The following is a 23171-nucleotide window of genomic DNA, read 5'->3' as shown; positions in this document are numbered from 1 at the left end:
GCGCACACGACCGGTGCGATCGGCGTACGGCAAAATCGTGTGGTCCTGACGCCCGGGGTCTGTGCGTCAAGCGTTGCGGTGATGTGGGTTGCCCAACCGGGCACACGCATCAGCCATCCGCAAGGCGACGGGGGCAATAGTGCATCGCTCCCCGGGGAGAGCACGACATAAGCCGTAAAGCCACTGCGCAGGGAAGGCCGGATGTTGGGCTTCACCTGTATGCCGCTGTGCATTGTTCTTACGACAATCTCGCACAGTGGACCGCGGGTGCCAGCCGGCACCCGGTCTTCCCTGCGCCCTCTTTCATTTTGAGGGTGAGGCGACCAAGCAAAGCTCGGGCGAAATGCGCCGCGAGAGGGCGAAGGTGTGTCTGCCGCTCGGAATGCGAATCGAAGCGCGACGCTGCCAGCCACTCACTCCGTCATTGCGAGCGCAGCGAAGCAATCCAGTCTGCCGCCGGGGAAAGATTCTGGATTGCTTCGCTGCGCTCGCAATAACGATGCTGAAGCAGCGCGTGCCGACACCGCGATCTCGTGCCGCCGGACGCCGCGCAGAGCGGGGCCCCTGTCCTTCTTTACATGGCGCTCCGCTCTTGTAACAAAACCGTCATGCAGCGAAACTAAACGAAGCCGGGGGCCGCGGTTGGCGGCCAAGCCGCCTCGCAGGGAGAGATTTTGATGCGCCGTTCGCTGGTTTTGCTGTCAGCCGGACTGACAGTGTTGTCCGCAGGATTTTCGACCGGACCTGCCTCCGCAGAGAACAACACGCCCCGTAACCTGATCCTGTTCATTCCGGACGGTCTGCGGGCGCTGAAGGTCACGCCTGAGACCGCCCCCGCAATGGCCGAAATCCGCGACAAGGGCGTCAACTTCAAGAATTCGCATTCGCTGTTCCCGACCTTCACCATGGCCAACGGGTCGGCGATGTCGACCGGCCATTATCTCGGCGATACCGGCGTGTTCTCCAATACGATCTGGACCAACTACACCTCGGTACCCGCCGGCGACACCGTGGTCCCCTTCATCGAGAACGACGCCGTGCTTGGCGACATCGACGAGCATTTCAAGGGCGACTACCTCAACGAGGACACGATCCTGAAATTGGCCCGCGACAAGGGCTACAGCACCGCCGCGCTCGGCAAGCATGGTCCGACCTATCAGTTCGACCACACCGACAAGCCCGAAAAGGCCGGCCTGCATTCGGTCGTGTTCGACGATGCGACCGGCGGCAAGAACGGCGTGGCGCTGTCGGACGAGGTCAAGGCCGCTCTCACCAAGGCCGGCCTGCCCCTCGCCACGCCGCCGCGCGGCGACAACTCCAAGGCGGGCGATGCCAAGACGCCCGGCACCACGGCGGCCAACGTCGCGCAGCAGGCCTATTTCGCCGATGTCGCGGCCAAGGTCGTGCTGCCGATGTTCAAGGCGCGCAACAAGCCGTTCGTGCTGGTGTTCTGGTCGCGCGACCCCGATGGCAGTCAGCACAACACCGGCGACAGCCTCAACCAGATCATGCCCGGCATCAACGGGCCGACCTCGATGGCCGGCATCAAGAATGCCGACAACAACCTCGCCCAGCTCCGCAAGGCGCTGGACGAGCTCGGCCTTGCCGCCACCACCAACATCATGGTCCAGGCCGACCACGGCTTCTCGACCATCTCCAAGGAAAGCAAGACCAGCCCCTCGGCCAAGGTCAGTTATGACGACACGCCGAAGGACTTTTTGCCGATGGGTTTTCTGGCGCTCGATCTGGCGAAGGCGCTCGACCTGCCGCTGTTCGATCCCAACGACAAGAACGCCAAGGTCGAGGGCAACAAGCATCCCAAGGCCGGCAACGGCGTGCTCGGCAAGGATCCGGAAAAGCCCGATCTCGTCGTCGCCACCAATGGCGGCTCTGACCTGATCTATTTGCCGACCAAAGACAAGAAGCTGGCGGCCAAGACCGTCAAGCTGCTGCTTGAGCAGGATTACGTCTCCGGCCTGTTCGTCGATGACTCGCTCGGCCGCTTCCCCGGCACGCTGCCGCTGTCGAGCATCAATCTGCGCGGCAAGGCGGCGACGCCGACGCCGGCGATCGTGGTCAACTTCCGCTCCTATGCCAGCGATTGCGGCGAGGCGCCGACCAACTGCTCGGTGCAGGTCGCCGACACCGTGCTGCGCCAGGGCCAGGGCATGCATGGCAGCTTCAGCCGCGGCGACACCATGAACTTCATGGCCGCGGTCGGTCCGGACTTCAAAGCCGGCTATGTCAGCGAGATCCCGGTCAGCAATGCCGACGTCGGCATGACGGCCGCCCAGCTCCTCGGTCTGCGCGCTTCTCAGAACGGCGGTCTCGTCGGCCGCGTGATGTCGGAGGCGTTGCCCAACGGCATCGTGCCGAAGGCCTACAAGGGGGTCGAGAAGTCGAAGAAGTCCGAGAACGGCCTGCAGACCGTGCTGAACTTCCAGCGCGTCGGCAGCCAGCGCTATTTCGACACGGCCGGCTTCCCCGGCCGCACGCTCGGGCTGGAGCCGGACGCCGGCAAACAAAAAACGGCGGGGAAATAACCCCGCCGTTCAAATGCGTCCTTCGTGAAAGGCGCAGAATTTTACATGCCCAAAATCTTACATGCCGATGTCGAACACGTTCGGCAATTGGCCCGCCAGAGGCAGCGCGGTGGCGCCCAGGAAGGTCGCCACCATCGCCATCAGGCGACGGTTGTTCTGGCGCTTGCCGCGCATCTGGCCGGCGATCCACTCGAGCATTTCGCTGTTGACCTTGGAGGCATAGGACGGCGCCCAGCTCTCGATGTCGGACTCGGCCGACAGCGCCACGCTGCGCGGCGGCACCTTCAGGCCGGAGGCGCTCGCGGCATAATGAGCTACCGCCTTGGCGAGCAGGTCGTCGAACCGGCCGCCATCGGTGCGCTCGGTGGCGGCTTCGTTGATCTCGAACAGCACTTCGGCCTCAGTGCGGCTGACCGGCTGGTCGTTGACGGCCGTGGCGGTGAGGATGCGGGCGCACCAGGCGGTGTCATCGGCATCGAGCGAGCGGGAGAAGTGCACCCTTCCCTTGGTGGTCGGGCCTTCGCCCGTGATCACGCCGTCGCGCACGATGGTCAGTGCATGGGTCGAGGTATCGCGGCAGGATGGTTCGAGGGACGGTGACTCAACAGACTTATGCGCAGCGGCAGACATAGTTCACTTCCAGATTTCTTCTGATCGGCCAGCATTTTCATGCCGGCGTAAAGGGGTGGTTAATGATTCGGCACCGGGATCGCGACTCTTTGAGATAGTTGCCAATTGGTCGCTGTCAGGACCATTTTGGTTCTGGCGAGCGCCGGGCGAGCGTGATGGAAGTCATAAAAGGCTTTCTCGGGGCAATCACGCCCGTATAGCCCCGGTGGAGATGTTTCGCCGCGGGCGCGGCTGTAACAAAAAGGTGCTAGGAAATCAGGCCTTCAAAGAAGGAATTCACATTTTACTTGAAGCGGTTCAGTTAGCGTTCACTTGGGATCGCGGAGACCCTATAATGGCCGCGACGGTCAAAGATGAATTCGCAAGTAAATTCAATAACATGAGGTAGAACCATGACACTTCCGATTGGCACCACCGCCCCCGACTTCGAAGCCGAGACCACCGAAGGGAAGATCAAGTTCCACGACTGGATCGGCAATAGCTGGGCGCTGCTGTTCTCGCACCCGAAGGACTTCACACCGGTTTGCACGACCGAGCTCGGCGCGCTGGCCAAGCTGAAGCCGGAATTCGACAAGCGCGGCGTCAAGCTGATGGGCCTCTCGGTTGATCCGGTCGACCGCCATTCCAAATGGTCGGAGGACATCAAGGAGACGCAAGGCGCGGCCCCGAACTATCCGATGATCGGCGACACCGATTACAACGTCTCCAAGCTCTACGGCATGCTGCCGGCCGCGATTTCGGGCGATCCCCTCACCCGCACGGCCGCCGACAACCAGACGGTCCGCAACGTCTTCATCATCGGGCCGGACAAGAAGATCAAGCTGGTGCTGGTCTATCCGATGACGACGGGTCGGAACTTCCAGGAGATCCTCCGCGTGATCGACTCGCTCCAGCTCACCGCCAAGCACCGCGTCGCGACCCCGGCCGACTGGTCGCAGGGTGACGACGTCATCATCGCGGGCTCGGTCTCCAACGACGAGGCCAAGACGATCTACCCGCAAGGCTGGAAGGAGCCGAAGCCCTACATCCGGATCGTGCCGCAGCCGAAATAACGGAACTGTCATTCCGGGCGATGCGTCAGCGCCGCCCGGGACGACGATGTTAGCTCTTACGCCGCGCGCACGCGTTCGAGGAAGCCCTCGACCTCGGCCTTCAGATGCAGGCTCTCGCCCGACAACGCCTGAGCGGAAGCAAACATCCGGCTGGACGTCTCACCGGTCTCGTTCGCACCCTCGGCGGCCTGACGGACGTTGACGGCGACATCGGCCGTGCCCGATACCGCCGCGCGAACGCTGGCGACGATGTTTTGGGTCGCGCTCTTCTGCTGCTCGACCGCCGCCGAGATCGAGCCCGCGATGCCGCTGATGCGCTCGATGGTCTGGCTGATCGCCTTGATGGCGACAACCGATTCCTCGGTCGCAAGCTGCATGCTGGCGATCTGGTTCGAGATCTCGTCGGTTGCCTTGGCAGTCTGGCCGGCGAGCGTCTTGACCTCCTGGGCCACCACCGCAAAACCGCGGCCGGCATCGCCCGCGCGCGCGGCTTCGATGGTCGCGTTCAGCGCCAGCAGGTTGGTCTGCTCGGCGATCGAGGTGATCAGCTTGACGACATCGCCGATGCGCGCGCCCGCCTCGGAGAGCTGCGCGATGCGCTGATCGGTCGCCTCGGCCTGCCGCACGGCCTCAGCGGAAATGACGTTCGATTCCTGCACCCGCCGGGTGATTTCGGAGATCGATTGAGACAGCTCGTCCGAGGCGGACGCCGCCGAACGCACGTGCTCGGAGGCGCTTTCGGAAGCTCCGGCCGACCGCGCCGACAGATCGGCGGTGGAGCGCGCAGTGTCGGTGAGCTGCCGCGCCGTCCGCTCGAATTCGCCTGACGATGTCAGCACCTTGTCGAGAATGCCGCCGACACCGCCCCGGAACTCCTCGACGAAATTGCGCAGCTCGGATTTGCGCTGCTCGGCGGCCGCAGCCGAAGCGGCCGCCTGCTCGCTGCGCATCCGCGCCCGCTCCTGCGAATTGCTCCTGAACACCCCGACCGTGCGGGCGATCTCGCCGATCTCGTCGGCGCGATTCTCGCAATCGATCTCGACGTCGCTCTGGCCTTCGGCGAGCGCGGTCAGCGAGCGCGTCACTGAGGTGAGCGGCTTGGTGACGCGGCGGACGACCAGCAAGGTCAGAACCAGCACCAGCAGCGCCGCGAGCCCGGCGGCGATCGCCATGCTTTCGATGGTGTGGGCCAGCATGCTCTCGAATTGGGCCATCGGGATGCCGACATAGAGGATGCCGGCGACCTTGCCGCTGGCGTCGGCGATCGGGAAATAGGCGGTCATGAAGGACTTGCCGAACAGGGTGGCCGGGCCCTTGTAGGCCTCCCCACGACGCAGCAGCGCCTGCGCCGGATGATCGGCGGCAAGCTGGGTCCCGACGGCGCGGTCGCCATTTTCCTTCTTCACGTTGGTCGACCGCCGCACGAACTGCCCGCTCGCATCGTCGAACACGAACAGGGTCGCGTTGCCGCCGACATAGGACACCGCGCGATCGACGATGGCGTGATCCCTGAAGTCCGGCATCTTGGGAATCTCGGCGCGCGCCACCGCGCCATCCCGCATCGTGATCTTCGCATCGGGAACGATTTCGGCAAAGGCCAGGGCCAGCGTCCGCAGGTTAACCTCGATGTCGCGGAGCGCACGATCGTTGAAAGCGGAGCTGAGCGACCAATAGCCGGCGCCAACCACGAGCGCCGTGTTCATGGCGATCAGCAACACCGCGCACAGGAGCGCCTTGGTGCCAAGTTTGAATTGCGGCAGAAACTTCGCCGTTGCTCGTCCGTACATGAATGAAATCACCTCCGTAATTCCTGCATACTCGTGCAATCGGCTTACGGTCGCATTAATGACGGTTCCATCGCAGCACGCGACATGCTTTCCAAATCGTTAATGAGGCCACCCTGACCACGCCCAGAACTACGCTAAGCACTACGCCAAGCGCTCCGCCTATCATCGTCTGGCTTCGCGACGACCTCCGCCTGTCCGACCACCCCGCCCTCCACGCTGCCGCCAAGGCGGCTGCGAAGACCGGCGCGCCGGTGATCTGCCTCTATGTGCTGGACGATTCGGCCGGGCGAGCGCCGGGCGCCGCGGCGCGCTGGTGGCTGGCGCAGTCGCTGCGGGCGCTCGGCGCGGACATTGCCACGCGCGGCGGATCGCTGATCCTGCGCAAGGGGCCGGCAGCCAGGGTGATCGCGGAGGTGGCGCGTGAGAGCGGAGCCCGCACGGTCCACTGGAACGGGATCGCACAGGCGCCGCATCAGGCGATTGAGCGGCAGCTCGAATCCGCGCTGGCAAAGATCGGCGTGGACTCGCAATGTTTCCCCGGCGACCTGCTCGTTCCGCCCGCGGTAATCCGCAACAAGGAAGGCCGCGGCTTGCGCGTGTTCACGCCATTCTGGCGGCGCGTGCTGGCGCTCGGCGATCCGCCAAAGCCCCTGCCGGCGCCGAAGGAGCTGGGTCCTGCGCCGACGGTCGCCAGTGACACGCTGGAGACCTGGAAGCTCGAGCCTGGCAAGCCAGATTGGGCCGGCGGCCTGCGCGAGACATGGACCCCGGGCGAAGCTTCCGCCCGCGCTCGCCTGCGCGACTTCCTCAAGCACACCGCACAAGGCTATGTCGGCGATCGCGACCGCCCGGACCGCGAGGGCACCTCACATCTGTCACCGCATTTGAGATTCGGCGAGCTCAGCCCGCGCCAGGTCTGGCACGCCGCGCGGTTCGCCGCGGCGGAAAATCCCGCGATCGGACCCGGCGTCGACAAGTTCCTGAGCGAGCTCGGCTGGCGTGAGTTCTGCCGGCACCTGCTGCACGACCATCCCAACCTTGCCTCCGAAAACCTGCAAGCGAATTTCGACGGCTTCCCATGGAAGCCCGACGCCAAGGCGCTCGCCGCCTGGCAGCGCGGCCGCACCGGCTATCCCATCGTCGACGCCGGCCTGCGCGAACTCTGGCACACTGGCGTGATGCACAACCGGGTCCGAATGGTGGTCGCCTCGTTCCTGGTCAAGCACCTCCTGATCGACTGGCGCGCCGGCGAAAGCTGGTTCTGGGACACGCTGGTCGATGCGGATGCCGGCAGCAATCCCGCCAACTGGCAGTGGGTCGCGGGCTGCGGCGCCGACGCGGCGCCCTATTTCCGCGTGTTCAATCCGGTGCTCCAGGGCGAGAAGTTCGACCCGGATGGAGCCTATGTGCGACGCTGGGTGCCCGAGTTGAAGGATGTGCCACCCGAGCTGATCCATCAGCCCTGGCAGGCGACACCGATCGAGCTTGCGAGCGCCGGCGTCACGCTCGGCAAGAGCTATCCGCATCCGATCGTCGATCATGCCAAGGGACGAGAGCGCGCGCTCACCGCCTACGCAAAGATCCGCAAAGGTTGAGCGTTGCTTTGACACAATTATGAAACGCGCTATCGTCACCGCTCCATGCAAACCGTGGGGGACGATATGGACGACGACAAGCCGATCACCGAACAGGCGATGGACACGATCACCACCGCCGTGGAAGCGACCAAGGACGCCGCTGTCACTGCGGTGAAGCAGGTCAGGAAAGCCGCCAAGAAGGCTGCGAAGAAGGTAGCGCCGAAGAAGGCGTCCAAGAAGAAAGCCAAGAAGGCTCCGAAGAAAACTTCGAAGGCCACCAAGAAGACTTCGAAGAAAGCTGCAAAGAAGTCGTCGAAGAAGGCGGCCAAGAAAGCAGCAAAGAAAACAGCAAAGAAGGCCACCAAGAAAGCTGCCAAGTCGAAAAAGAAGGCCACGAAGGCCAAGCGCTGATCGCAACGCTCAAGTCTCCGGGGGCGGACGCGCCCGGAGACGGCTCCAGCGATACCCTACCCTCACCGCTTGGCTGCGCGCCGGCCCGGGTGATGCTCGCCTTGCGGATCGCGAAATTCGCTGCGATGGCCGCGCCGGTCCTCGGCGTTGAAGCGCCGGCGCTTCTCGGGCGAGCCGAACTGCTTGATCAATCTCCTGCCGTTCACCTTTTTGATGACGTAGCCGCCCTCGGTCATCGAGAACGGCTCCTTGAGCAATCCCATGTGGTCGAACTTCGTGCCGCGGGGATGCTTGAAGGGTTCGAACCAGGACGGATAAACGAAGTTCGACATCGGGAGATCGTTGACGACGAAGGCGTCCTCTTCCACTGCGTCGCAGACCTCGTAGGCGTATTGGGTGTGCCGGGTCTTGTCGGCCCACAGATTGGCCATAGGGTCGAGCACCATCTCGAACAGCTCATGCGAGGCTGCCAGACTGACCGGATCGTCCTTGGACAGCGCCTTGAGGAAGATCTTCGAGATCGGCTGTCCCCGATGCGTCAATTCATGCCGCCCGAGGAAATTCTTGTGGGTCGCATCGTCGAAATAGACCAACTGCCAGTCAGTGGGCTTCGGCTTGCGGGTAACGTCGAGATCGACGGGGTAGCCCCAGACCGGCAGGAAGTGCTCGTCATAGCATTTCTGCAGCGCGGCCGTGAGCCGCGCCATCACCTGCTCGCTCATCATCTCCTCTGCATAATTAATGCAGGCAATCCGTACTGGCTTCAGGGACCTGCCAAGCAATGCGCGTCTCGCCTTCTTCATGGAAAATCACCTGTGAAAGGGGCACTGAAATGCGCCGACCCTAGCACGGACGCGCCGCGCACGTCAGGGATGTATTCGAGCGGCTTGGCCCGCCGGCCCTAGAAGCGTCGGTTGACCACGAACACCGCGGCCGCGCACATCACCATGCCCGCGACCGCCAGCGCATCGAGCTTTTCTCCGAACAGCAGATAAGCCATCAGCGCCGTCACGGCGGGCACCAGATAGAACAGGCTTGCAACAGACGTGGCCGCGGCGTGGCGGATCAGCCAGTACAGCAGCCCGATCGACCCGATCGAGAGCGCCACGGCGAGCCAGGCCAGCGCGAGCATGAACTCGCGCGTCCAGTGCACCACGCGGTCCTCGAACAGGAACGCGCCGATCGCGAAGAAGATCGTGACGGACACGTACTGCACGAGATTGCCGGCGCGCCAGTCGATGTGGTTGCAGTAGCGGCGCTGATAGAGCGTGCCGAGCGTGATGCTGATCAGCGAGACCACCGAGGCGAGCCAGCCGAGCCCGGCTTCGCCGGTCATGGGACGGCCGTGCAGGATCAGCACCACGCCGCCGAGGCCAAGCACGAGCCCCGCCCATTGCACCGGCGTCACCTTCTCCCCGAGCCAGCGGTTGGCGATGGTCGAGGTCAGGATCGGCTGAAGGCCCGGAATGAGCGCGGAGAGCCCGGCCGGAATCGAGTGAGCGATCGCGATTGCGGTGCCGCCGAGATAGAAGCCATGGACGAGAATGCCCGCGACTGCGCTGTGCGCGATGCCGATACGATCCGGCCATTTCGGTCGCGCGATCGCGACGATGATCGCCATCAGACCGACCACGAACGCCATGCGGATCGCGAGGTAGGTCAAGGGATCGGCATTGTTGACGACGTATTTGGTGCCGATGAAGCCCGTGCTCCAGAGCAGGACGAACAGGATCGGCGCGGCGCGGGCGGCCAGGGCTTCTTGATTGTGGTTCATTGGCGCCCTCATTGCCTCACAGGGGGCCGATGCGGCAATGCGAATTTCGGCCAATTTCGTCCGGGCGATGCTGCGCTGCGACGGACCGGACGGCTCAGCGGCTCACCATTCGTCCGGACAGGGATCGATGATCTTCCAGAGCTCGACGCCGTTCTTGATCTTTTTCATGTCGGTGGTGAGCCCGCCATTGCGGCGAATCCAGTCCTTCACCGTGTCGGGGTAGTAGGCCATCAGGTCGGACGTCCCCTCCGCGCTGGTGACCTTGATGCCGAAAGTGAAGGCCTTGTCGTAGTAAGCCTGGTGGAAGCCGAGGCTGGCGCGCGGCGTCACGCAGATCTTGTTCATCGGCACTATGCCGAGCACCAGGGTGCAGGCCGAGTTGCAGATGCCGTCGATGATGACGCGTTCGCCCTTCTCGCGGACGCGCTTGTACTTGGCCTTGTACTCCTCGACATAGCCGCCGTGGTCGCGGGTAATATGCAGCTCGGCCCGCGCCGGCGTGGCGGCGACGACCGAGAGCAACAGCAGGCTCAGAAGCGTGATGCGCATGGCGAGGTGACGGCGAAAGCCTTCAGGAATGGACCGGTCTATGAACCCCGAGAAGCCGGCAACAGGAGTCTTGAGCTAATTCTCTTTGGTCATACTTGTGTGGGGAATTCGTTAAGCATCTCGAAAAGGCCAAAAATGGGCAAGTCCGGACCACAGAACCGGCAATTCTATCACACCCACCCCGGAATCTGCGGGATTGGCGTCGATTTCCGGGCTGCAGACGGGTGTTCCGGCCGCCCGAACTGGCTATAAACGGCTGACCTATTCGTGCGGGTTCCGGAGATTCGAGATGAGCAAGTTGAAGCTTGTAGCCGCGGTTGCTGTCCTGTCGGCCGCAATCCTTGCCCCTGGCCTCGCAGAGGCGCGGGGATACCACCGGTACCATCGCCACTACACGAACCCGCTGCCCTACCCGATCAGCTATCTGCACAATTACGGGCCCGGCATTACGCCCGGGACGTTCGCCTTTTACGACGGCCCGTCGACCAACCATTGCTACCAGAGCGCAGCCGCCTATGTCGGCCAGGACCGCCGTCGGCACCCCTGCTTCTGAGGGGTGCAGGCGGGTCCTCTGCGGGGGCCGCTATTTGGCGGCGCGGACAGCAGTAATTGCTTCTCGATCTCGTAGACCGGCAGTTTGACGAGGTCCTTGCCGACCTCGCCCTGGAGTGCCTTGCGCACCACATCCGAACAATCGGCGCGAATCATCCCAAGCGCACGCGGCGAGGCCACCATGGTCAAGGCCGAGGTTCTCGCCTGAGCTGACGGTGGCATCGAGCCGTCCGGCCAGGCCGCGCAGGAAGGCGCGCTCGGCCTCGTCGTGCCAATCAGTCTGCTCCACCGAGCTGCGCGTGCTACCGGCCGCGCCGTGGAGCCTGCCCGGCGCGTCGGTCCCTTGCGCACCGGTCGAGGGATTGGGCTGTTCGTGCACCTCCCTGGTGTGGAGGTTCGGAAACATCTCGTCGCCGAGGTTTTCCGAATAAGCGCCTTGCGCCCGTCGCACACGACCAGCCAGTCACCCTTGTCGATTCTCATTTGGTCCATTGCACAGCTCCAAAGCCACCTCGCTAGCCAGCTCATCGAAATGCTCGAAAGCTGGCCACGACGCCAAGCTTAGGGACGAAGCTGCACCGACGAATTGCGCGGGATCAAGGATGGCGGCGATGTCCTGCGGAGCGCAACGCAAGCGCAGCATTGGTCAAGAGCGCGAACCTGGGATAGTCTGGCGGAGCTAAAGGTCAGGCCTGCGGCGGGCTGGGCTGAAGACCTGTTCATCAGCATTACATTTCGGTCCCGCCACAATTTGATCAGAACAAACTTCGATATCCCTGTATTGCGTAAGCGGAGAAAGACATCATGAAGCTTAGAATTGGCCTCGTCGCCGCGTCCCTGTTCGGTGCGTTGGTCGCATCATCGGCGGCGTCTGCCATGCCCATCGCGCCTGCTCCTGCGACGCCGCAGGTCTCCGACGTCGAGCAGGTCCGCATGGTCTGTGACGCCTGGGGACGCTGCTTCTGGCGCCCGAACTACTATGGATACTACGCCCCGCGGCCCTATTACGGTCCCCGATATGCACCGCGCTTTTACGGTGGCCCTCGCTATTACGGACCACGCTATCGCCGCTGGTGATTCTAAAGGGGCCCTTCGGGGCCCCTTCGCTTTTGCGAGATCAAGGATGTTGGTCTGGAGTCATTCCAAAACTGATCTAGATCAAAGACGCAATCCGCCACGCCGTCATTCTCCGACGATGGTCGATTTGATCGTTTTTCGATGTCCCCAGACGGGTATGAATGTGCAGACACGTCTGGAGAAGCAACTGAGACAGGAGGCGCAGAGCTTTGCCTCCTTCGCCTGTCCCGCCTGCACGCGGCTGCATTTCATCGACCTCGCATGCGGCCAGCCGATGACTCGGGACCGTTGACGGCGACATCGATCCGCCAAGCTTCATGCCATGATGTCCGCAATACTACGGCCCGGAATCCGGTTTACTGAAGCGCGATGTTTCGCCATTGATGGCGATGTTCCGACGTTCATTTGATTGTCATATTGCAGCAGACGGTCGCACGCATGTTGTTCGACGCCCTCGCCCCATCCTCGGCGCTTCAATTGATCGGCTTTGCCGACGTCGATGCGTTTCGGCCGATCGAGTCGATGGAGGATGCGAGAAGCATTCCGCTCGACGTCCGGAATTTCGCGGCGGCTCGTGCTGTCGTCTCCCTGCCCGGCTGCCGCATCGTCATGATGCGCTCGTTCGCGCGCATCCTCGACGCCGCCTATCGGATGCCCGGGGGGATGGTGATCCTGCCCATGACGGACGACCTTCAGGCCAATTCCAAGGGCATGGATCTGGACACGCGTTTCTTCATCGCGCTCCGCGGCAGCGATGAATGCCATTTCGTCGAGCGCCGGACCAATCATCATGCGATGATCATCTTCTCACCCGGCATGAGCGACCGGGGCTGGTTCGATCAGGCGGACGACTTGCGGGCCTATGTCGCGAACCGCCCCGCTTTGCTCCACATTCGGCAGCTCCTGCTCGACATTCTGCGAACCGCGTCGGTGCAGCCGGCCCTGTTCGAAACGACCGAGGTCGCCGCCCATCTCCAGGAAGGCCTGCTGCTCGCGCTCGACGATCTGTTTCGCATTGATTCGCTCTCGGACCGGAGTGCCTCCGTCCAGGGCGAGCGGTCGATCAAACTCGTGCAGCGGATCGACGATTACGTCGCAGCACATCCGACTGCTCCGATCTATACCGCCGATCTCGCCGGCGAGTTTGGCGTCTCGATCCGGACGCTCGGCGGCGCCGTCAGCAAGGTGCGTGGCATGAGCCTGCATCAATACATTCGCCTGAAAAAATTGTGGGCGACGCGGTCTCGCCTTCTCAAAGGCGGGGGTGCCAACGTCGCCACATGCGCGCGCGCCCAAGGCTTTCACCATTTGGGGGAGTTTGCCGCAGCTTACCGCGCGACCTTCCACGAAGCGCCGTCCGACACGCTGGCACGGGGCCGGCAAGCCGGTCCGACGGCACGCTGACCAGATAGGCTCCGGCCTTCCGACGCGGCGCGCGCCTCAAGGGAACCAGTTCCTTCGAACCGCATTATCCAAGCAGTGCGCCGGCGGCGCACTGAAGCACCCCGCGCCCCACACGCGGGTTTTTTCTCGCCGTCAACCAAGTGGTTCAGGAAAAAAATGTCTATCAGCCGCAACGTATTGTTTCTGATCATCGGTGCTCTGGTCGTCACGGCGGCCGTGCTCGGCTACAATCTCTACCAGACGAAGAAGCAGCCCGATGGCCTGCAAATCAATGTCGGTCCCAACGGGCTGAAGATCCAAGGCAAATAGAGGCGGCTCACGGCCTCGCGCCAGATCCGAGAAAACTCTGGCCCTGCAAGTGGCGCGCTCGGAGAGATTCGAACTCCCGACCCTCGGAATCGAAATCCGATCAGGCAGCAAGCAATTTCAACGGGTATTCTGAACTTTCTCGCTCTGTTCTCACATTGAAAACATTGTAGAATATCGAGCGTTCAGAATGAACCGGAGAATAAATGGCTGAGCCGATCGACGTGCCGTCCGAGGCTTTCGAGCCCAAGCCGCTATTCGCAACGATGGAGGCGGCGGCTGCCGTTGTGGATGAAGTCCGGGAGTGGATCAAGGACCAACCCACCTGGACGTGGCGCGGCCATACCCACGCGAAACCGGACACCGACGAAGCCGAGGAAATCCGCTATGTGGCGGACTTCAAGCTGCCTGCCGGCATTGAATGCCCCTGCCCTTGCTGCACGCCACGACACGCCAAGTTTGGGCAAGGCTTTATCGCCTGGTTTCCCAAGACGCGCTGCATTCGCCTGATGGGGCAACACTGTTTCAAGCGGCTCAATCCAGACAGCCACGCCGCGGCTCAGGACGAATACAAGGCCCGCATGAAGCACAACGGCCTTGTGGCGTTCCTCGCCAATAACCTGGGCAACCGGGACGCCTATCGGCGCGCGATCGAGACCGCAACGCCGCTGGCCCAACACCTGGACGAGCTGCAAGAAATTCTAGGAGAGAAGCTGCACCGCACCTGGAAGGTCAACCTTTGGGATCACGTCCAGACAGGAGCGCTAGGGCTGCCGACGTTCGATAGCGACGGGAAGCCGGACAACGGGTTTCGCGTCTACGCCACCATTGCCGGCTCCAGCCTGATCGACCCGGACCGGAAAAGCTTCGCTCCCCGGCTTAAGACCGCGCTCGATCTGCTGGACTTCAAAATTCCGGAGGACATCAACGCCGCGAGCGTTGAGGAGCTGGGCAGGTGCGTGGCGCCGTTCAGCCGAAGCGAAAGGATCTGCCGCGAGACCTTCGCGGCGATGGAAGCTGCCCGGCAATTCGTCTCGCTGTTGACCACGGCCACAATCCGCGAATGGGCAAAGCAACCCGGCTCGCCGGTCCGCCTGGATATCCGCCGAACGGGCGATGAACTGTTTGTCGGCCGCTCTGAGGACAATCGGTCCCGTGTCCCGCTCCGCCCCTGCATTAACCGAGAACCCCCCGTACTTCCCCGGTTGATCCTATAACCATTGATTGTATCAACGCCCCCGCTAAACTCTGTTTTTGGGTTGGGGATTTTTTCTTTGGTTGGTTATGTTGCAACTGCTCAGCCGCTTCGGCGGCTAGGCTCCCGTGAGCTTGCTTGCGTTGCCTCCCTGGCAATGGTCGCGGGCTATTTCCTGCTTTTCCCGATCTGGCGGGCTCAGTTTCTCATTGAGCTTTGGCCCACCGAGTCTTGGAACGCCTATTGGCAGGACGCCGCGGCGGCGGGGTTGCCTATCTATCCCGACCCTCAAGGACTAACGGGCAATAATTATCCACCGCTTTCTTTTTATGCGATTGGACTGCTCGCCAAGACGCTGCACGTTGACCCGCTCTATCTCGGGCGCTGGCTGTCACTGGCCGGGCTTGCTGCGCTAGCATTCGAGATATCCGCCGCCGTGTGGCTGCTTACTGGAGCCCGCGTCTGGGGCGCTGCCGGCGCCCTTTGGTATCTCGCCATCATGGCGCGCAATTCGACAACCTATGTCGGGGCGAACGATCCGCAGATAGCAGGCCTAGCCATTATGGGCGCTGCGCTAGTGTGGTTGTTGAAGCGAACAGCGGCGGACCGCTCCCCGCTGGCGCCTCTTCTCCTGATGGTCGCTGGCGGCTTCTGGAAGCACAATAATATCGGGATTCCGATCGCATCGATTGCCTGGCTGTTTGGCTCGGGGAACAGGTTCGCGCTGAAATCGACGCTCGCGAGTGCTGCCGCCGCAGTTGCCGGGCTTGGGGCTTGCGTTGTCTCGTTCGGGCCGAACTTCTTTCCGAACATGCTGGCCGTGCGCAGCTATGGCATGGGGACGCTCTTAGCGAACGTCGGCCATCTGCAATGGTGCGCTCTGGCCTTGCTGATTTGGGCTGTGTGGGCATGGAGCGAGCGCCGAACCACGCAAGCCAAGTTTACAGCTCTGCTGATCGGCGCGGGCCTCTTCTCTTGCCTTCTGCAATGGCTCGGGCACGGCGTAGCGGGCAATGCCGAATTTGATTTGCTGTTCGCCTTGGGGATTGGAGTTGGCGTCGTCCTGGCGGGATCTGATGCGTCCCCGCTGGCCCTTCGCATCGGAGTCGATCGCTGCCGGCTGCTGATAGTCGCGGCCCTGCTTTTCCGCCTCTTGGCGTCGGACCGTCAGGAAACGGCGCTTGTGGTCGCCAGCGATGCGTTCCGCGGCACTTTCGCGGAGACCGAGCGCAATCTGATCCTCCAGGCCCGGCAAGCCTCAAGCGTACCCGGCAACGTCGCCTGCCACACGAAACTCATTTGCCGGTCGGCCGGGAAGCCGTTCCTAATCGATGAATTTAAGGTGGAGGAGCTGCTTCTAACTGGCAACGCAACTCGGCAAGAAATCGCGGCGAAGATGGAGGCAAACAATATTCAGGTGTTTGCCGAGACGCTGCCGGCGACCCCATCCCCCAGCACTTCGCTGGGGCGCTGGTTGTGGCCGACGCGTTAGCTGTCGATCAAAGAACGCGCATGATCTTGTTAAGCGCGATCGTGGGCTGCATGTTCGTGAACACCGTGCTAGTGCCGCCTTGCGCCGTACCCGTGAAGGTCGATGCCGCTTGTGATGCACTGATGCTGGCGCCGCCAGCGGCGACGCAGGGGAAGCCGCCGCCGCCCGTCGTCGTGCTGTTGGAGGCTACCTGAGCATTGTGCGAAATCGAAATCGCGCCGTTCGCGATCGAGCCGGCGGGCGTGTAAGGCGGAAGGTTGGCAGTCACAAGGCTACTAGCCTGGCCGCCGCCTGTGGCTCCCAACGTAGAACCGTCCGGGGTCATGGTTGCCGAATTGATTATGGTTGCCGTGCTGTCGATCATGGCGACGACGCGACCGCGGAGGTTCGGAAGAGTGAACGTGGTTGAGCCGTCGCCGCTGCCGTAGGTGGTTCCGATCAACGAAAACAGGTTGGCATAGGTCGTCCGCGAAATCGCCTGCCCGATCGGGATCACGAAAGACGAGCTAGGCGCCGTCGATCCGGTATAGTCGAGAAGCGTTCCAAGCGGGACGAGCGCCGGGCTGTTATAGAAGCCATGAAGATAGAACGCGCCGTCCGAATTGCTGTAGAGCGCAACATAGGGCGTCCCGGCCACAAGCACGCCGCTGGGTATTTCGACGTTCGGAGCCGAGCGCAGCGCCTTCGCGCCAAGTCCGTCAACATTGAGTGTGACGGTCGCGCCGTTGGTCGTGTGCGGCGTGAATGCGATTGTCTGGCCGCTCATGTGGGCCAGCGTATCGAACGCCTGGAAAGAACTGACCGTGTAGGCGGTTGACGTTCCAGCGGTCGCGATAGCTCCGGCCACGTCGTCGCGATATTTGGCGAGGGCTGCCATGGCGGCGCGTGCGCTGTCATTCAGGGAGCTAGGCGCCTGGCCCTCCTGATAGTTCACGGTGCTGTCCGCAGTCGCGTTCGTCGCCGAAGTCTGCGACCACTTATAGAATGTCATTCCGTCACCCTCTGTTAAAGAAAAAGCCCCGGTTTCCCGGGGCCAAAGCCGCTTGAAGTTTTGAAAGGTCTGGCGCCCGCCGCGGCGCAAAGAAGATCGGCGGAGGCTGCCCCACCTGTTGCGCCGACAACGCGCCAACGTCAGCCGAGCCCTGCGGTCGCTGAGCGAAGATCGGGGGCGTTGCCTGAGCGTTGAGCGGGGGTTGCGCTGGCGCCGGCTGAGGCGCCTCTAAGGACAACGGGGCGCCTGGTTGCGCCGGAGCGCCGCCAGCGCCATATTTGGCATAGGCTGCCGCGGCGTATCTCGCCCGTTCAGGATGGGCTCCGGGCTTATTCCAGTCCTTCGGACGCTCAAAGGCCAACATGGCTTGGCCGGCTTCCTCGGGCGTCGTCGCTGACAATAGCTGCCGATAGGCGGAGTTTTCCGACCCTTTTAGCTCCCGATGGAGGAAATCAAGTTGTATATTGAGATCGGTCCAGGGGACGCCTTGCGAAGCGGCATAGTCCCTTAGGGCCTGCGCCCTTGGCCCATTCCATTGGGCGATGCCGATGCTATCACTTCCGTCTCGGCCGTCGCCTTTGTTCGTTGCGTAAGGATTGAGATCCTGCCCGGACTCGCCTTGCAGGTTTCCGACAATGCCGGCCGCTTGGTGCGGTTCGAGCCCTTGACTGACGTAGTAGTCATAAGCGGACTGACTGTTATTCATGGATGATCCGAAGCTGATTGATCTGGAGCCGCACAAGTGGCGATCGGATAGGCCGAAGGCCCGAGAGCCCGTTTTCGGCTCCGGGTTTGCAAATCTTGCTGCGATCGGAATTGCGATCGCGGTTTTGCTGGGCTTGTCCTATTTCGTTCGCGGTCAACTCAACGCGTGGTGGCCGTCCCGCTCCGAACAGGTCGAAACAGGCAAGCCGCTGCCTCCCGGCAACTACACCTGGAGCCCTGACAAGGGATTGCAGAAATCAGATTAGCGCTGTGGCGAAACGTAGAGGCGCGGTCGAGACGCCACGACATCGGGGACCGTTGCCGCCATCCCGCCGGCTGCCGCTCTGCCGGCGTTCTGCGCAAGGGCCTGGACGAACTCGATCCGCTGAATGGTATCCGTCACCATTTTTGAAAGCTTGTCCGGCCTGACGTTCTGGCCGGTCTGCAAGAGAATGTCCGCGATCTGCCGGCGCACCTCGGGTGTGTTGCCCGAGAGGACGTTCTGGCCCGCGGCGAGCACGCTCTTAACGGCGCCGTGCCAGTTGCCGGAAAGCACCTGCCCCACGATATGCGGGTCAACCTCCATCGCAGCGTGATCGTTGAGATTGTCCACCGTGCGGGAGCCGCCCAAAGCCTGATTACGAGTCTCAAACATGGTCTGTTCGCGGCCGATTTGTCGCTGCAATTGATCGCTGCGGCCTGGGACCGTGAAGGCGTCAAACTCCTGCCGCGTCGCTTCGGACGTGAAGGGCCTGGCCTTGTTCGTGCCAAACGGCGCGTTCTGCACATAGCTGATTTGGGGGTCAGCGTAGCCGCGGCGGAAGGCGGTTTGCGCTTCCGCGTCCGGCAGCTCATTGAACGCGCGGATTGCATCCTCAGGCCGGCCGGGCTTGGCTCCAATTTCCTTGCCGCGGTCCAGAGCCTCAATCCGTCGCTGAGAAGTCCGGTAAGCGTCCCGAGCGCTAGAATAGTTGCTGGACGATCGCGCCAGAGCATCGTCCAGGGCATCGCGGACGGGGACCAGCTCTGCAACTAGCGCCCCTTGCTTGTTCTCCGTCGCCTTCGCAATCATCATATCCATATTGGTTTTTGCGCGGAACGCATGGTTGACGTTGGAGAGCGTGAGATTCGGCGCCGCGAGATAGGAGCGCGCCTCTTTGATCGCATTCCCGATCGGGTCACGAAGAGCCGACTCGGCCGTTTCGATGCCGGCGCGGGCGCGGAGGTCGGTCGGCACAGCGCCTTGAGCCCGGGCCAGATTGTCGGCCGCTGGCGAAATCGAACGGTTCGCAATCGCAACTGGCCCGCTCACGTCAATGGGCGTCGTTTCGCGTTTCACGGGCGCGTAATTATGGCCCGCCTCAAAGTTGGCGTTCTCCACCATACGGGTTCGCGTCTGATCCGCCGTCTGCGGCGCGTCAAAGGCCTCTCGGAAGGCGCCGGAGAGTCGCCGGCCCTGATCGCCCTGTCGGCTTTCCAAAGCCTGGACCACGGCTGTACGGCCTTCCCCGGGCGCCCTAGCGACCGTCGAAAGCATACGCTGGCCGGCGTTGCCCATTGCGTCCGCGAGCGTGTAGGCGCCCTGCCCCTCGTTCGCGGCCTGGACGGCATCGAGGCTGAGCTGATCGGGCGCGATCTTGCTTTCGTGAATCGCGCGGGCAACCTGGCCCTCGGCAAAACCCTTCGGATTGTATCGCGCCATGATGTTGGACACGATCGGGGAAAGAAGCCCCTTCACCGTACCGAGCACGGCAGGAGCGGCGCCGCCGACGACAAGGCCGGCTAGACCGCTCTTTATCGCGTTCTCCGCTCGCTCCCCAACGCCGTTGCCTTCCATGGCGCCAGAAAAGCCGCCAAGAATACCGGCGTCCGCCGCCGAAGCCGCCGAGCGGGCCAGCAAGCCGGACTCGGGAGATAGGAATCGAGCGGCTGTCACGCCGTTCTTAGCCAGCCCGCCGCCTGCTACGGCGCCGCCCAAGGCCTCCGCAGCGCTGCCCAATACGCCCGTGTTCTTCTGCGCCTCGCCCGTAATCAGGTCTTCCCGCGCCTTGGCGTAGTTGTAGCCTTCGCGCGGGTCGAATGTGCCGCGCTTGACCATCTCCAGCGGCGTAGTCAGCGCGGCCAAAACGGTATTGTCCGCCCCGAGCGTCGCGCCGTGCGCAAGCCGACGCGTAAAGCCGGCGTCAGAGGTCAGGCCGTTCCCATAGGAGCCCTTTGCATCCTGATCGGGGAAGAGGGCCTTGCGCTCGTCCAGCGCGGCTTGCTGGTATTTATCCGGAGCGCCCTTGCTGCCGAAATTCTGCGACATGACTTTGTTAATCGTGTCGCCGTCTGTCCCATCGGGGAAATCGACGGTTGAGCCGTTCGGAGCCGTGACGGTAATCGTCATTTAGGGGCGTATCCCTTTTCAGGAGTCCAGACATAGGCACCAGGCGCCGGGGCTGCCGGCGTTGCAGCGGCCGAATGTGAGCCGCTATCCTTTTCCTTGTAGGCTTCCGATCGCTGCCGCTGGATAGCGCGATGCATAACGCCTGCCTCCATGCGCAACTGATCGAGCGCCGCGGAGTAGGCCTCCGGCCCGTCCGCAGTGGACAGGATCTTGCGCGCATACTCGATATCGCTTTCACGCAAGGCGCCTTGCGGGTTGATCGTGCGGGCGTAGTCCTTCGCTGCCGTATCGGTCGCAATCAGGAAGCGCTTGAAAACCGGGTTTGAATGCTCCCGCTGGCCCGCCTGCACAAGTTTGTTGACGGTCATCCAGTCAGAGCGCGGCAAGGCATCAGAGGCAGCCTGAGCAAGCGGCAGGGATTCCTCCATTGCTTTTTCAGCAACTCCAAAGTGCGTGCTCTTCGTGCCGAGCGCCCGAGCGCCCGAGACAAGCTCCGCCTGCTTGGCGATGTTTCGCAAAATGCCGTCAGCGTCCATTCCCTTGGATTCGGCAATCTCAGCCGCGCGCTGTTGGATTTTGAGAATGTTCGCCGCACCCTGAGCGCCGCGGCCAAGGCCGGTAAGCGCCTTCGTGTCCCCGGCCAGCACGCGGTTAGCGAGGAGATCGGTCGTCTTGTCATCGATCGACGCGGCGTCGCTGCCCTCCTGGTTCTTGTGAACGACAACGGGCTGCCCGTCCGGACCGACCTTGTAGAGCTCGCCGCCCTTGCCGAGAACGTTGACCTTGTTCGGGTCCGTGTCCTTGGTGGCAATCCACCGCTGATAGGTGATCGGCGCTTCGCCCTCGGGCAGGTTCTTTTTGTAATATTCGTATTCTGCCGCGCTGGTTGGCGTCTTGTCGGCCGGCTCATAGGCGCGCGTAACCTTGCCGTCCTTGTAAATGTAGCCTTCGCCAAGGCTCAAGGGCTGCTTCTCCGGCTGGTAGGCGCGAACAACCCGCTGCGACTGCGGATCATAAACGTAGCCCTCGCCAAGCACCTGGAGCGACTTGTTTCCGAACGTCTGAGTAACAAGCGTCTTCATCAGCTCGGGATTGAGCGCCGCGGCCTGAGCCACTTGCGGGTCAACACCGCGCGCGACAAGCGCCCGCTGCGTCATGTTGAGCGCCTGGTTGCCCTTCGTCACCGGGTCCGTGTAGTTGCCGGTCAAGGCGCCGATGATGCTGCCGCCGTTGCCGAGGCTTTGCAGGCCGCCATTGAGCTTGTCAAAGAAGCCGGGGCCACCCTGCGGAGACTCGGGGGCGCTAGCGGTAATCACGGGCGGAGGATTGGCAGGGACAGGCGCTTGCGCCATTGCCGAACGCGTCGGAGCCCCGATAGGCCCCTGAGGCCATTGCGCGTTGTCGATCGCGTTGGGCTGGTTGGCCGGGACGATCTGCGGCTGAGCCTGAGGCGCGGCGCCGTAAGCGTTGGCCGGCGGAGATCCATACTGCGCAACGTCGCTGGGGAGCAACGGGCTACCCATGTTCTGCTGCATCGCGTTGTTGCGGAGGAAATCGAGCAACCCGCCAATGTTGCCGCCGCCAAGATTGAGGCCGTCCAGCAATCCCACCATTTCAGGCAACCCTTTTCACGGAGCGGTCAGTTGCGAGCTTGTAGTCAACCGCCTTGAATTGGCCGATCATGCCCACCGCCTCCGGCGCATACTGCTCAACTTCCTGAGCCATGAGACCAATCTGGAAGCCGGGCTGGCCCTTGTAGCGATAGCGATAGACCGCCGTGCCATCGTGCAGCCGGCCTACTTCCTCGATATCTTCCTTGGCGTCGCGATCGGAGATGAACTTAATCATGTTCGCCGCCGTTGACGCACCGCCCCCGCCGCCTCCGCCGCTGCCGAACAGGCTGCCAAGTCCGCTAGCGATGCCCTGGAACTGCTGAACGCCGCTCATTTGGTTTGTGGTGTTGCTCGTGCCGCTGCTCTGCGAGCCAAGGCCGGCAATCGGAATGCCGATCTGCGCCAGCAAGCCGAGAGCTTGGACAGGAATCCCCCGGCGCTGAGCCTCGGCTGCGAGCGTCGCATTGGCGCCAGTGTTCGCCGCATCCACGGCAGCGCCGGCCGCCGTGACACCCTGCCCCCGGTTGGCAAGATCCTGCTGCGTCATGCCCGCCTGAATGCCCGCGGTCGTGTTGCCGGCGTTGTAGAGGTTGCCTGCCGCGCCCTGCTGGTTCTGGACGTTCTGATTATATTGCGCCGTCAGAATCGGCGCCAAGCCCGCGGCGATGCCGCTGCCGAGTGCCTTCTGATTGTAACCGGAGAAGTCGCGGCCAGCCGCGGCAAACGTTCCATTGACGCTCTGACTGATGTTGTCCTTGACGGCCTGCAACTGATCGCCAATCCCCGGCGTCTGCATCGGGTCATAGTTCGTGTTGGACGCAAGCGGATTCGTCGCGTTGTAATACTGCTTATAGTAGTCGTTGACGTTGCCGGCCTGGTTGGTCGCGCCGCCGCCATTGAGGAGCGTCGTGGCATAGTTGCTCACGGCCGGCGAGTATTTGGCCGCAGCATCGTTGGCATTGGCCTGGATCGTGTTGAGCGCAGTGTTTTCGCCCGACGTGACGCCCGTGTTGCCGAGACCGCCTTGCAACTGCGTCAGAACGTTATTGAGAAACGGCTGCGCTTGCTGCCAAGGCTGTGTCTGACTCTGCTGTGAGGTCTCGCTCTTGCTCTCGCCACCCATG

General features: G+C 62.7%; 21 protein-coding genes, 1 tRNA gene and 1 pseudogene. 11 read left to right on the top strand and 12 right to left on the bottom strand.

Features of this window, described 5'->3' with window-relative positions; genetic code table 11:
• Window positions 1–677: 677 nt before the first annotated feature.
• On the top strand, window positions 678–2543 hold the full coding sequence (locus tag BcanWU425_RS17920) for an alkaline phosphatase family protein (RefSeq protein WP_204511441.1): 1866 nt from the start codon (window positions 678–680) through the stop codon (window positions 2541–2543).
• Window positions 2544–2600: 57 nt separating this feature from the next.
• Here BcanWU425_RS17920 and BcanWU425_RS17915 read toward each other — a convergent pair whose 3' ends face one another.
• Window positions 2601–3173, bottom strand: a complete 573-nt coding sequence (locus BcanWU425_RS17915; protein ID WP_085360898.1) for a hypothetical protein — start codon at window positions 3171–3173, stop codon at window positions 2601–2603.
• Window positions 3174–3565: 392 nt separating this feature from the next.
• On the opposite strand from BcanWU425_RS17915, the gene BcanWU425_RS17910 reads away from it, so the two are divergent.
• The gene (locus tag BcanWU425_RS17910) at window positions 3566–4225 is read left to right on the top strand and encodes a peroxiredoxin (RefSeq protein WP_018455274.1); all 660 of its coding nucleotides are present in this window, start codon (window positions 3566–3568) and stop codon (window positions 4223–4225) included.
• Window positions 4226–4281: 56 nt separating this feature from the next.
• On the opposite strand, the gene BcanWU425_RS17905 is transcribed toward BcanWU425_RS17910, so the two are convergent.
• Window positions 4282–6012 carry a methyl-accepting chemotaxis protein gene (locus tag BcanWU425_RS17905; RefSeq protein WP_231190823.1) on the bottom strand — a complete coding sequence of 577 codons (1731 nt, stop codon included), beginning with the start codon at window positions 6010–6012 and terminating at the stop codon, window positions 4282–4284.
• Window positions 6013–6203: 191 nt separating this feature from the next.
• On the opposite strand from BcanWU425_RS17905, the gene BcanWU425_RS17900 reads away from it, so the two are divergent.
• Together BcanWU425_RS17900 and BcanWU425_RS17895 are read left to right on the top strand one after the other, a co-directional pair.
• Complete coding sequence (locus tag BcanWU425_RS17900; protein WP_231190889.1) at window positions 6204–7607, top strand: cryptochrome/photolyase family protein; 1404 nt, start codon at window positions 6204–6206, stop codon at window positions 7605–7607.
• Between the two features lie 66 nt (window positions 7608–7673).
• Complete coding sequence (locus tag BcanWU425_RS17895) at window positions 7674–8000, top strand: histone (protein WP_204511443.1); 327 nt, start codon at window positions 7674–7676, stop codon at window positions 7998–8000.
• 62 nt (window positions 8001–8062) lie between these two features.
• Here the strand turns inward: BcanWU425_RS17895 and BcanWU425_RS17890 are convergent, their stop codons facing one another.
• From BcanWU425_RS17890 to BcanWU425_RS17880, 3 genes are all read right to left on the bottom strand, one after another.
• The gene (locus tag BcanWU425_RS17890; RefSeq protein ID WP_085351318.1) at window positions 8063–8803 is read right to left on the bottom strand and encodes a hypothetical protein; all 741 of its coding nucleotides are present in this window, start codon (window positions 8801–8803) and stop codon (window positions 8063–8065) included.
• Window positions 8804–8901: 98 nt separating this feature from the next.
• Entirely contained in the window at window positions 8902–9774 is an 873-nt protein-coding gene (locus BcanWU425_RS17885; RefSeq protein ID WP_204511444.1) for a DMT family transporter, read from the bottom strand.
• A 102-nt stretch (window positions 9775–9876) separates the two neighbouring features.
• Complete coding sequence (locus BcanWU425_RS17880; protein WP_007603109.1) at window positions 9877–10323, bottom strand: hypothetical protein; 447 nt, start codon at window positions 10321–10323, stop codon at window positions 9877–9879.
• A gap of 289 nt (window positions 10324–10612) precedes the next feature.
• Here BcanWU425_RS17880 and BcanWU425_RS17875 point away from each other — a divergent pair, with 289 nt between their 5' ends.
• Window positions 10613–10876 (top strand): hypothetical protein, encoded by a 264-nt coding sequence (locus BcanWU425_RS17875; RefSeq protein ID WP_018455280.1) that lies wholly within the window; start codon window positions 10613–10615, stop codon window positions 10874–10876.
• A 50-nt stretch (window positions 10877–10926) separates the two neighbouring features.
• Here the strand turns inward: BcanWU425_RS17875 and BcanWU425_RS17870 are convergent.
• Window positions 10927–11367 (bottom strand): annotated as a pseudogene (locus tag BcanWU425_RS17870) (host attachment protein); the annotation flags it as partial.
• Between the two features lie 312 nt (window positions 11368–11679).
• Here BcanWU425_RS17870 and BcanWU425_RS17865 point away from each other — a divergent pair.
• The 3 genes from BcanWU425_RS17865 to BcanWU425_RS17855 all read left to right on the top strand — a co-directional run bounded on the left by BcanWU425_RS17865 (window position 11680) and on the right by BcanWU425_RS17855 (window position 13665).
• The gene (locus BcanWU425_RS17865; RefSeq protein WP_018455281.1) at window positions 11680–11952 is read left to right on the top strand and encodes a hypothetical protein; all 273 of its coding nucleotides are present in this window, start codon (window positions 11680–11682) and stop codon (window positions 11950–11952) included.
• 438 nt (window positions 11953–12390) lie between these two features.
• Window positions 12391–13356: an AraC family transcriptional regulator gene (locus BcanWU425_RS17860; RefSeq protein ID WP_204511445.1), complete on the top strand. Its 966-nt coding sequence runs from the start codon at window positions 12391–12393 to the stop codon at window positions 13354–13356.
• Between the two features lie 156 nt (window positions 13357–13512).
• Window positions 13513–13665, top strand: coding sequence for a hypothetical protein (locus tag BcanWU425_RS17855; protein ID WP_018455284.1), 153 nt, complete (start codon window positions 13513–13515; stop codon window positions 13663–13665).
• Between the two features lie 50 nt (window positions 13666–13715).
• Here BcanWU425_RS17855 and BcanWU425_RS17850 read toward each other — a convergent pair.
• Window positions 13716–13808: transfer RNA gene (locus BcanWU425_RS17850), tRNA-Arg, on the bottom strand.
• A 60-nt stretch (window positions 13809–13868) separates the two neighbouring features.
• Between BcanWU425_RS17850 and BcanWU425_RS17845 the strand changes: the two genes are divergently transcribed.
• Entirely contained in the window at window positions 13869–14879 is a 1011-nt protein-coding gene (locus tag BcanWU425_RS17845; RefSeq protein ID WP_231190821.1) for a hypothetical protein, read from the top strand.
• 135 nt (window positions 14880–15014) lie between these two features.
• Window positions 15015–16349 (top strand): hypothetical protein, encoded by a 1335-nt coding sequence (locus BcanWU425_RS17840; RefSeq protein WP_231190819.1) that lies wholly within the window; start codon window positions 15015–15017, stop codon window positions 16347–16349.
• Window positions 16350–16356: 7 nt separating this feature from the next.
• Here the strand turns inward: BcanWU425_RS17840 and BcanWU425_RS17835 are convergent, their stop codons facing one another.
• Both BcanWU425_RS17835 and BcanWU425_RS17830 read right to left on the bottom strand, forming a co-directional pair.
• Entirely contained in the window at window positions 16357–17340 is a 984-nt protein-coding gene (locus BcanWU425_RS17835) for a phage tail protein (protein ID WP_231190818.1), read from the bottom strand.
• Window positions 17341–17344: 4 nt separating this feature from the next.
• Complete coding sequence (locus BcanWU425_RS17830; protein ID WP_231190816.1) at window positions 17345–18046, bottom strand: phage tail tip lysozyme; 702 nt, start codon at window positions 18044–18046, stop codon at window positions 17345–17347.
• Between BcanWU425_RS17830 and BcanWU425_RS17825 the strand changes: the two genes are divergently transcribed.
• Complete coding sequence (locus tag BcanWU425_RS17825; RefSeq protein WP_231190814.1) at window positions 18045–18311, top strand: hypothetical protein; 267 nt, start codon at window positions 18045–18047, stop codon at window positions 18309–18311. The two genes, BcanWU425_RS17830 and BcanWU425_RS17825, sit on opposite strands and share 2 nt — an antisense overlap.
• On the opposite strand, the gene BcanWU425_RS17820 is transcribed toward BcanWU425_RS17825, so the two are convergent.
• Genes BcanWU425_RS17820 through BcanWU425_RS17810 form a run of 3 tightly spaced genes read right to left on the bottom strand, consistent with a single transcriptional unit; the run spans window position 18308 to window position 23170 of the window.
• The gene (locus BcanWU425_RS17820) at window positions 18308–20434 is read right to left on the bottom strand and encodes a hypothetical protein (protein WP_231190812.1); all 2127 of its coding nucleotides are present in this window, start codon (window positions 20432–20434) and stop codon (window positions 18308–18310) included. The two genes, BcanWU425_RS17825 and BcanWU425_RS17820, sit on opposite strands and share 4 nt — an antisense overlap.
• Window positions 20431–22056 (bottom strand): hypothetical protein, encoded by a 1626-nt coding sequence (locus tag BcanWU425_RS17815; protein WP_231190810.1) that lies wholly within the window; start codon window positions 22054–22056, stop codon window positions 20431–20433. The genes BcanWU425_RS17820 and BcanWU425_RS17815 overlap by 4 nt, the downstream gene beginning before the upstream one ends.
• Window positions 22049–23170 (bottom strand): tail fiber domain-containing protein, encoded by a 1122-nt coding sequence (locus tag BcanWU425_RS17810; RefSeq protein ID WP_231190808.1) that lies wholly within the window; start codon window positions 23168–23170, stop codon window positions 22049–22051. The genes BcanWU425_RS17815 and BcanWU425_RS17810 overlap by 8 nt, the downstream gene beginning before the upstream one ends.
• Between the last annotated feature and the right edge of the window lies 1 nt (window position 23171).

The organism is Bradyrhizobium sp. WU425, from assembly GCF_021052305.1.
Taxonomy (GTDB): Bacteria; Pseudomonadota; Alphaproteobacteria; order Rhizobiales; family Xanthobacteraceae; genus Bradyrhizobium; species Bradyrhizobium canariense_D.
The sequence above is the reverse complement of the archived record's forward strand: the minus strand, read 5'-3'. Positions and strand labels throughout refer to the sequence as shown.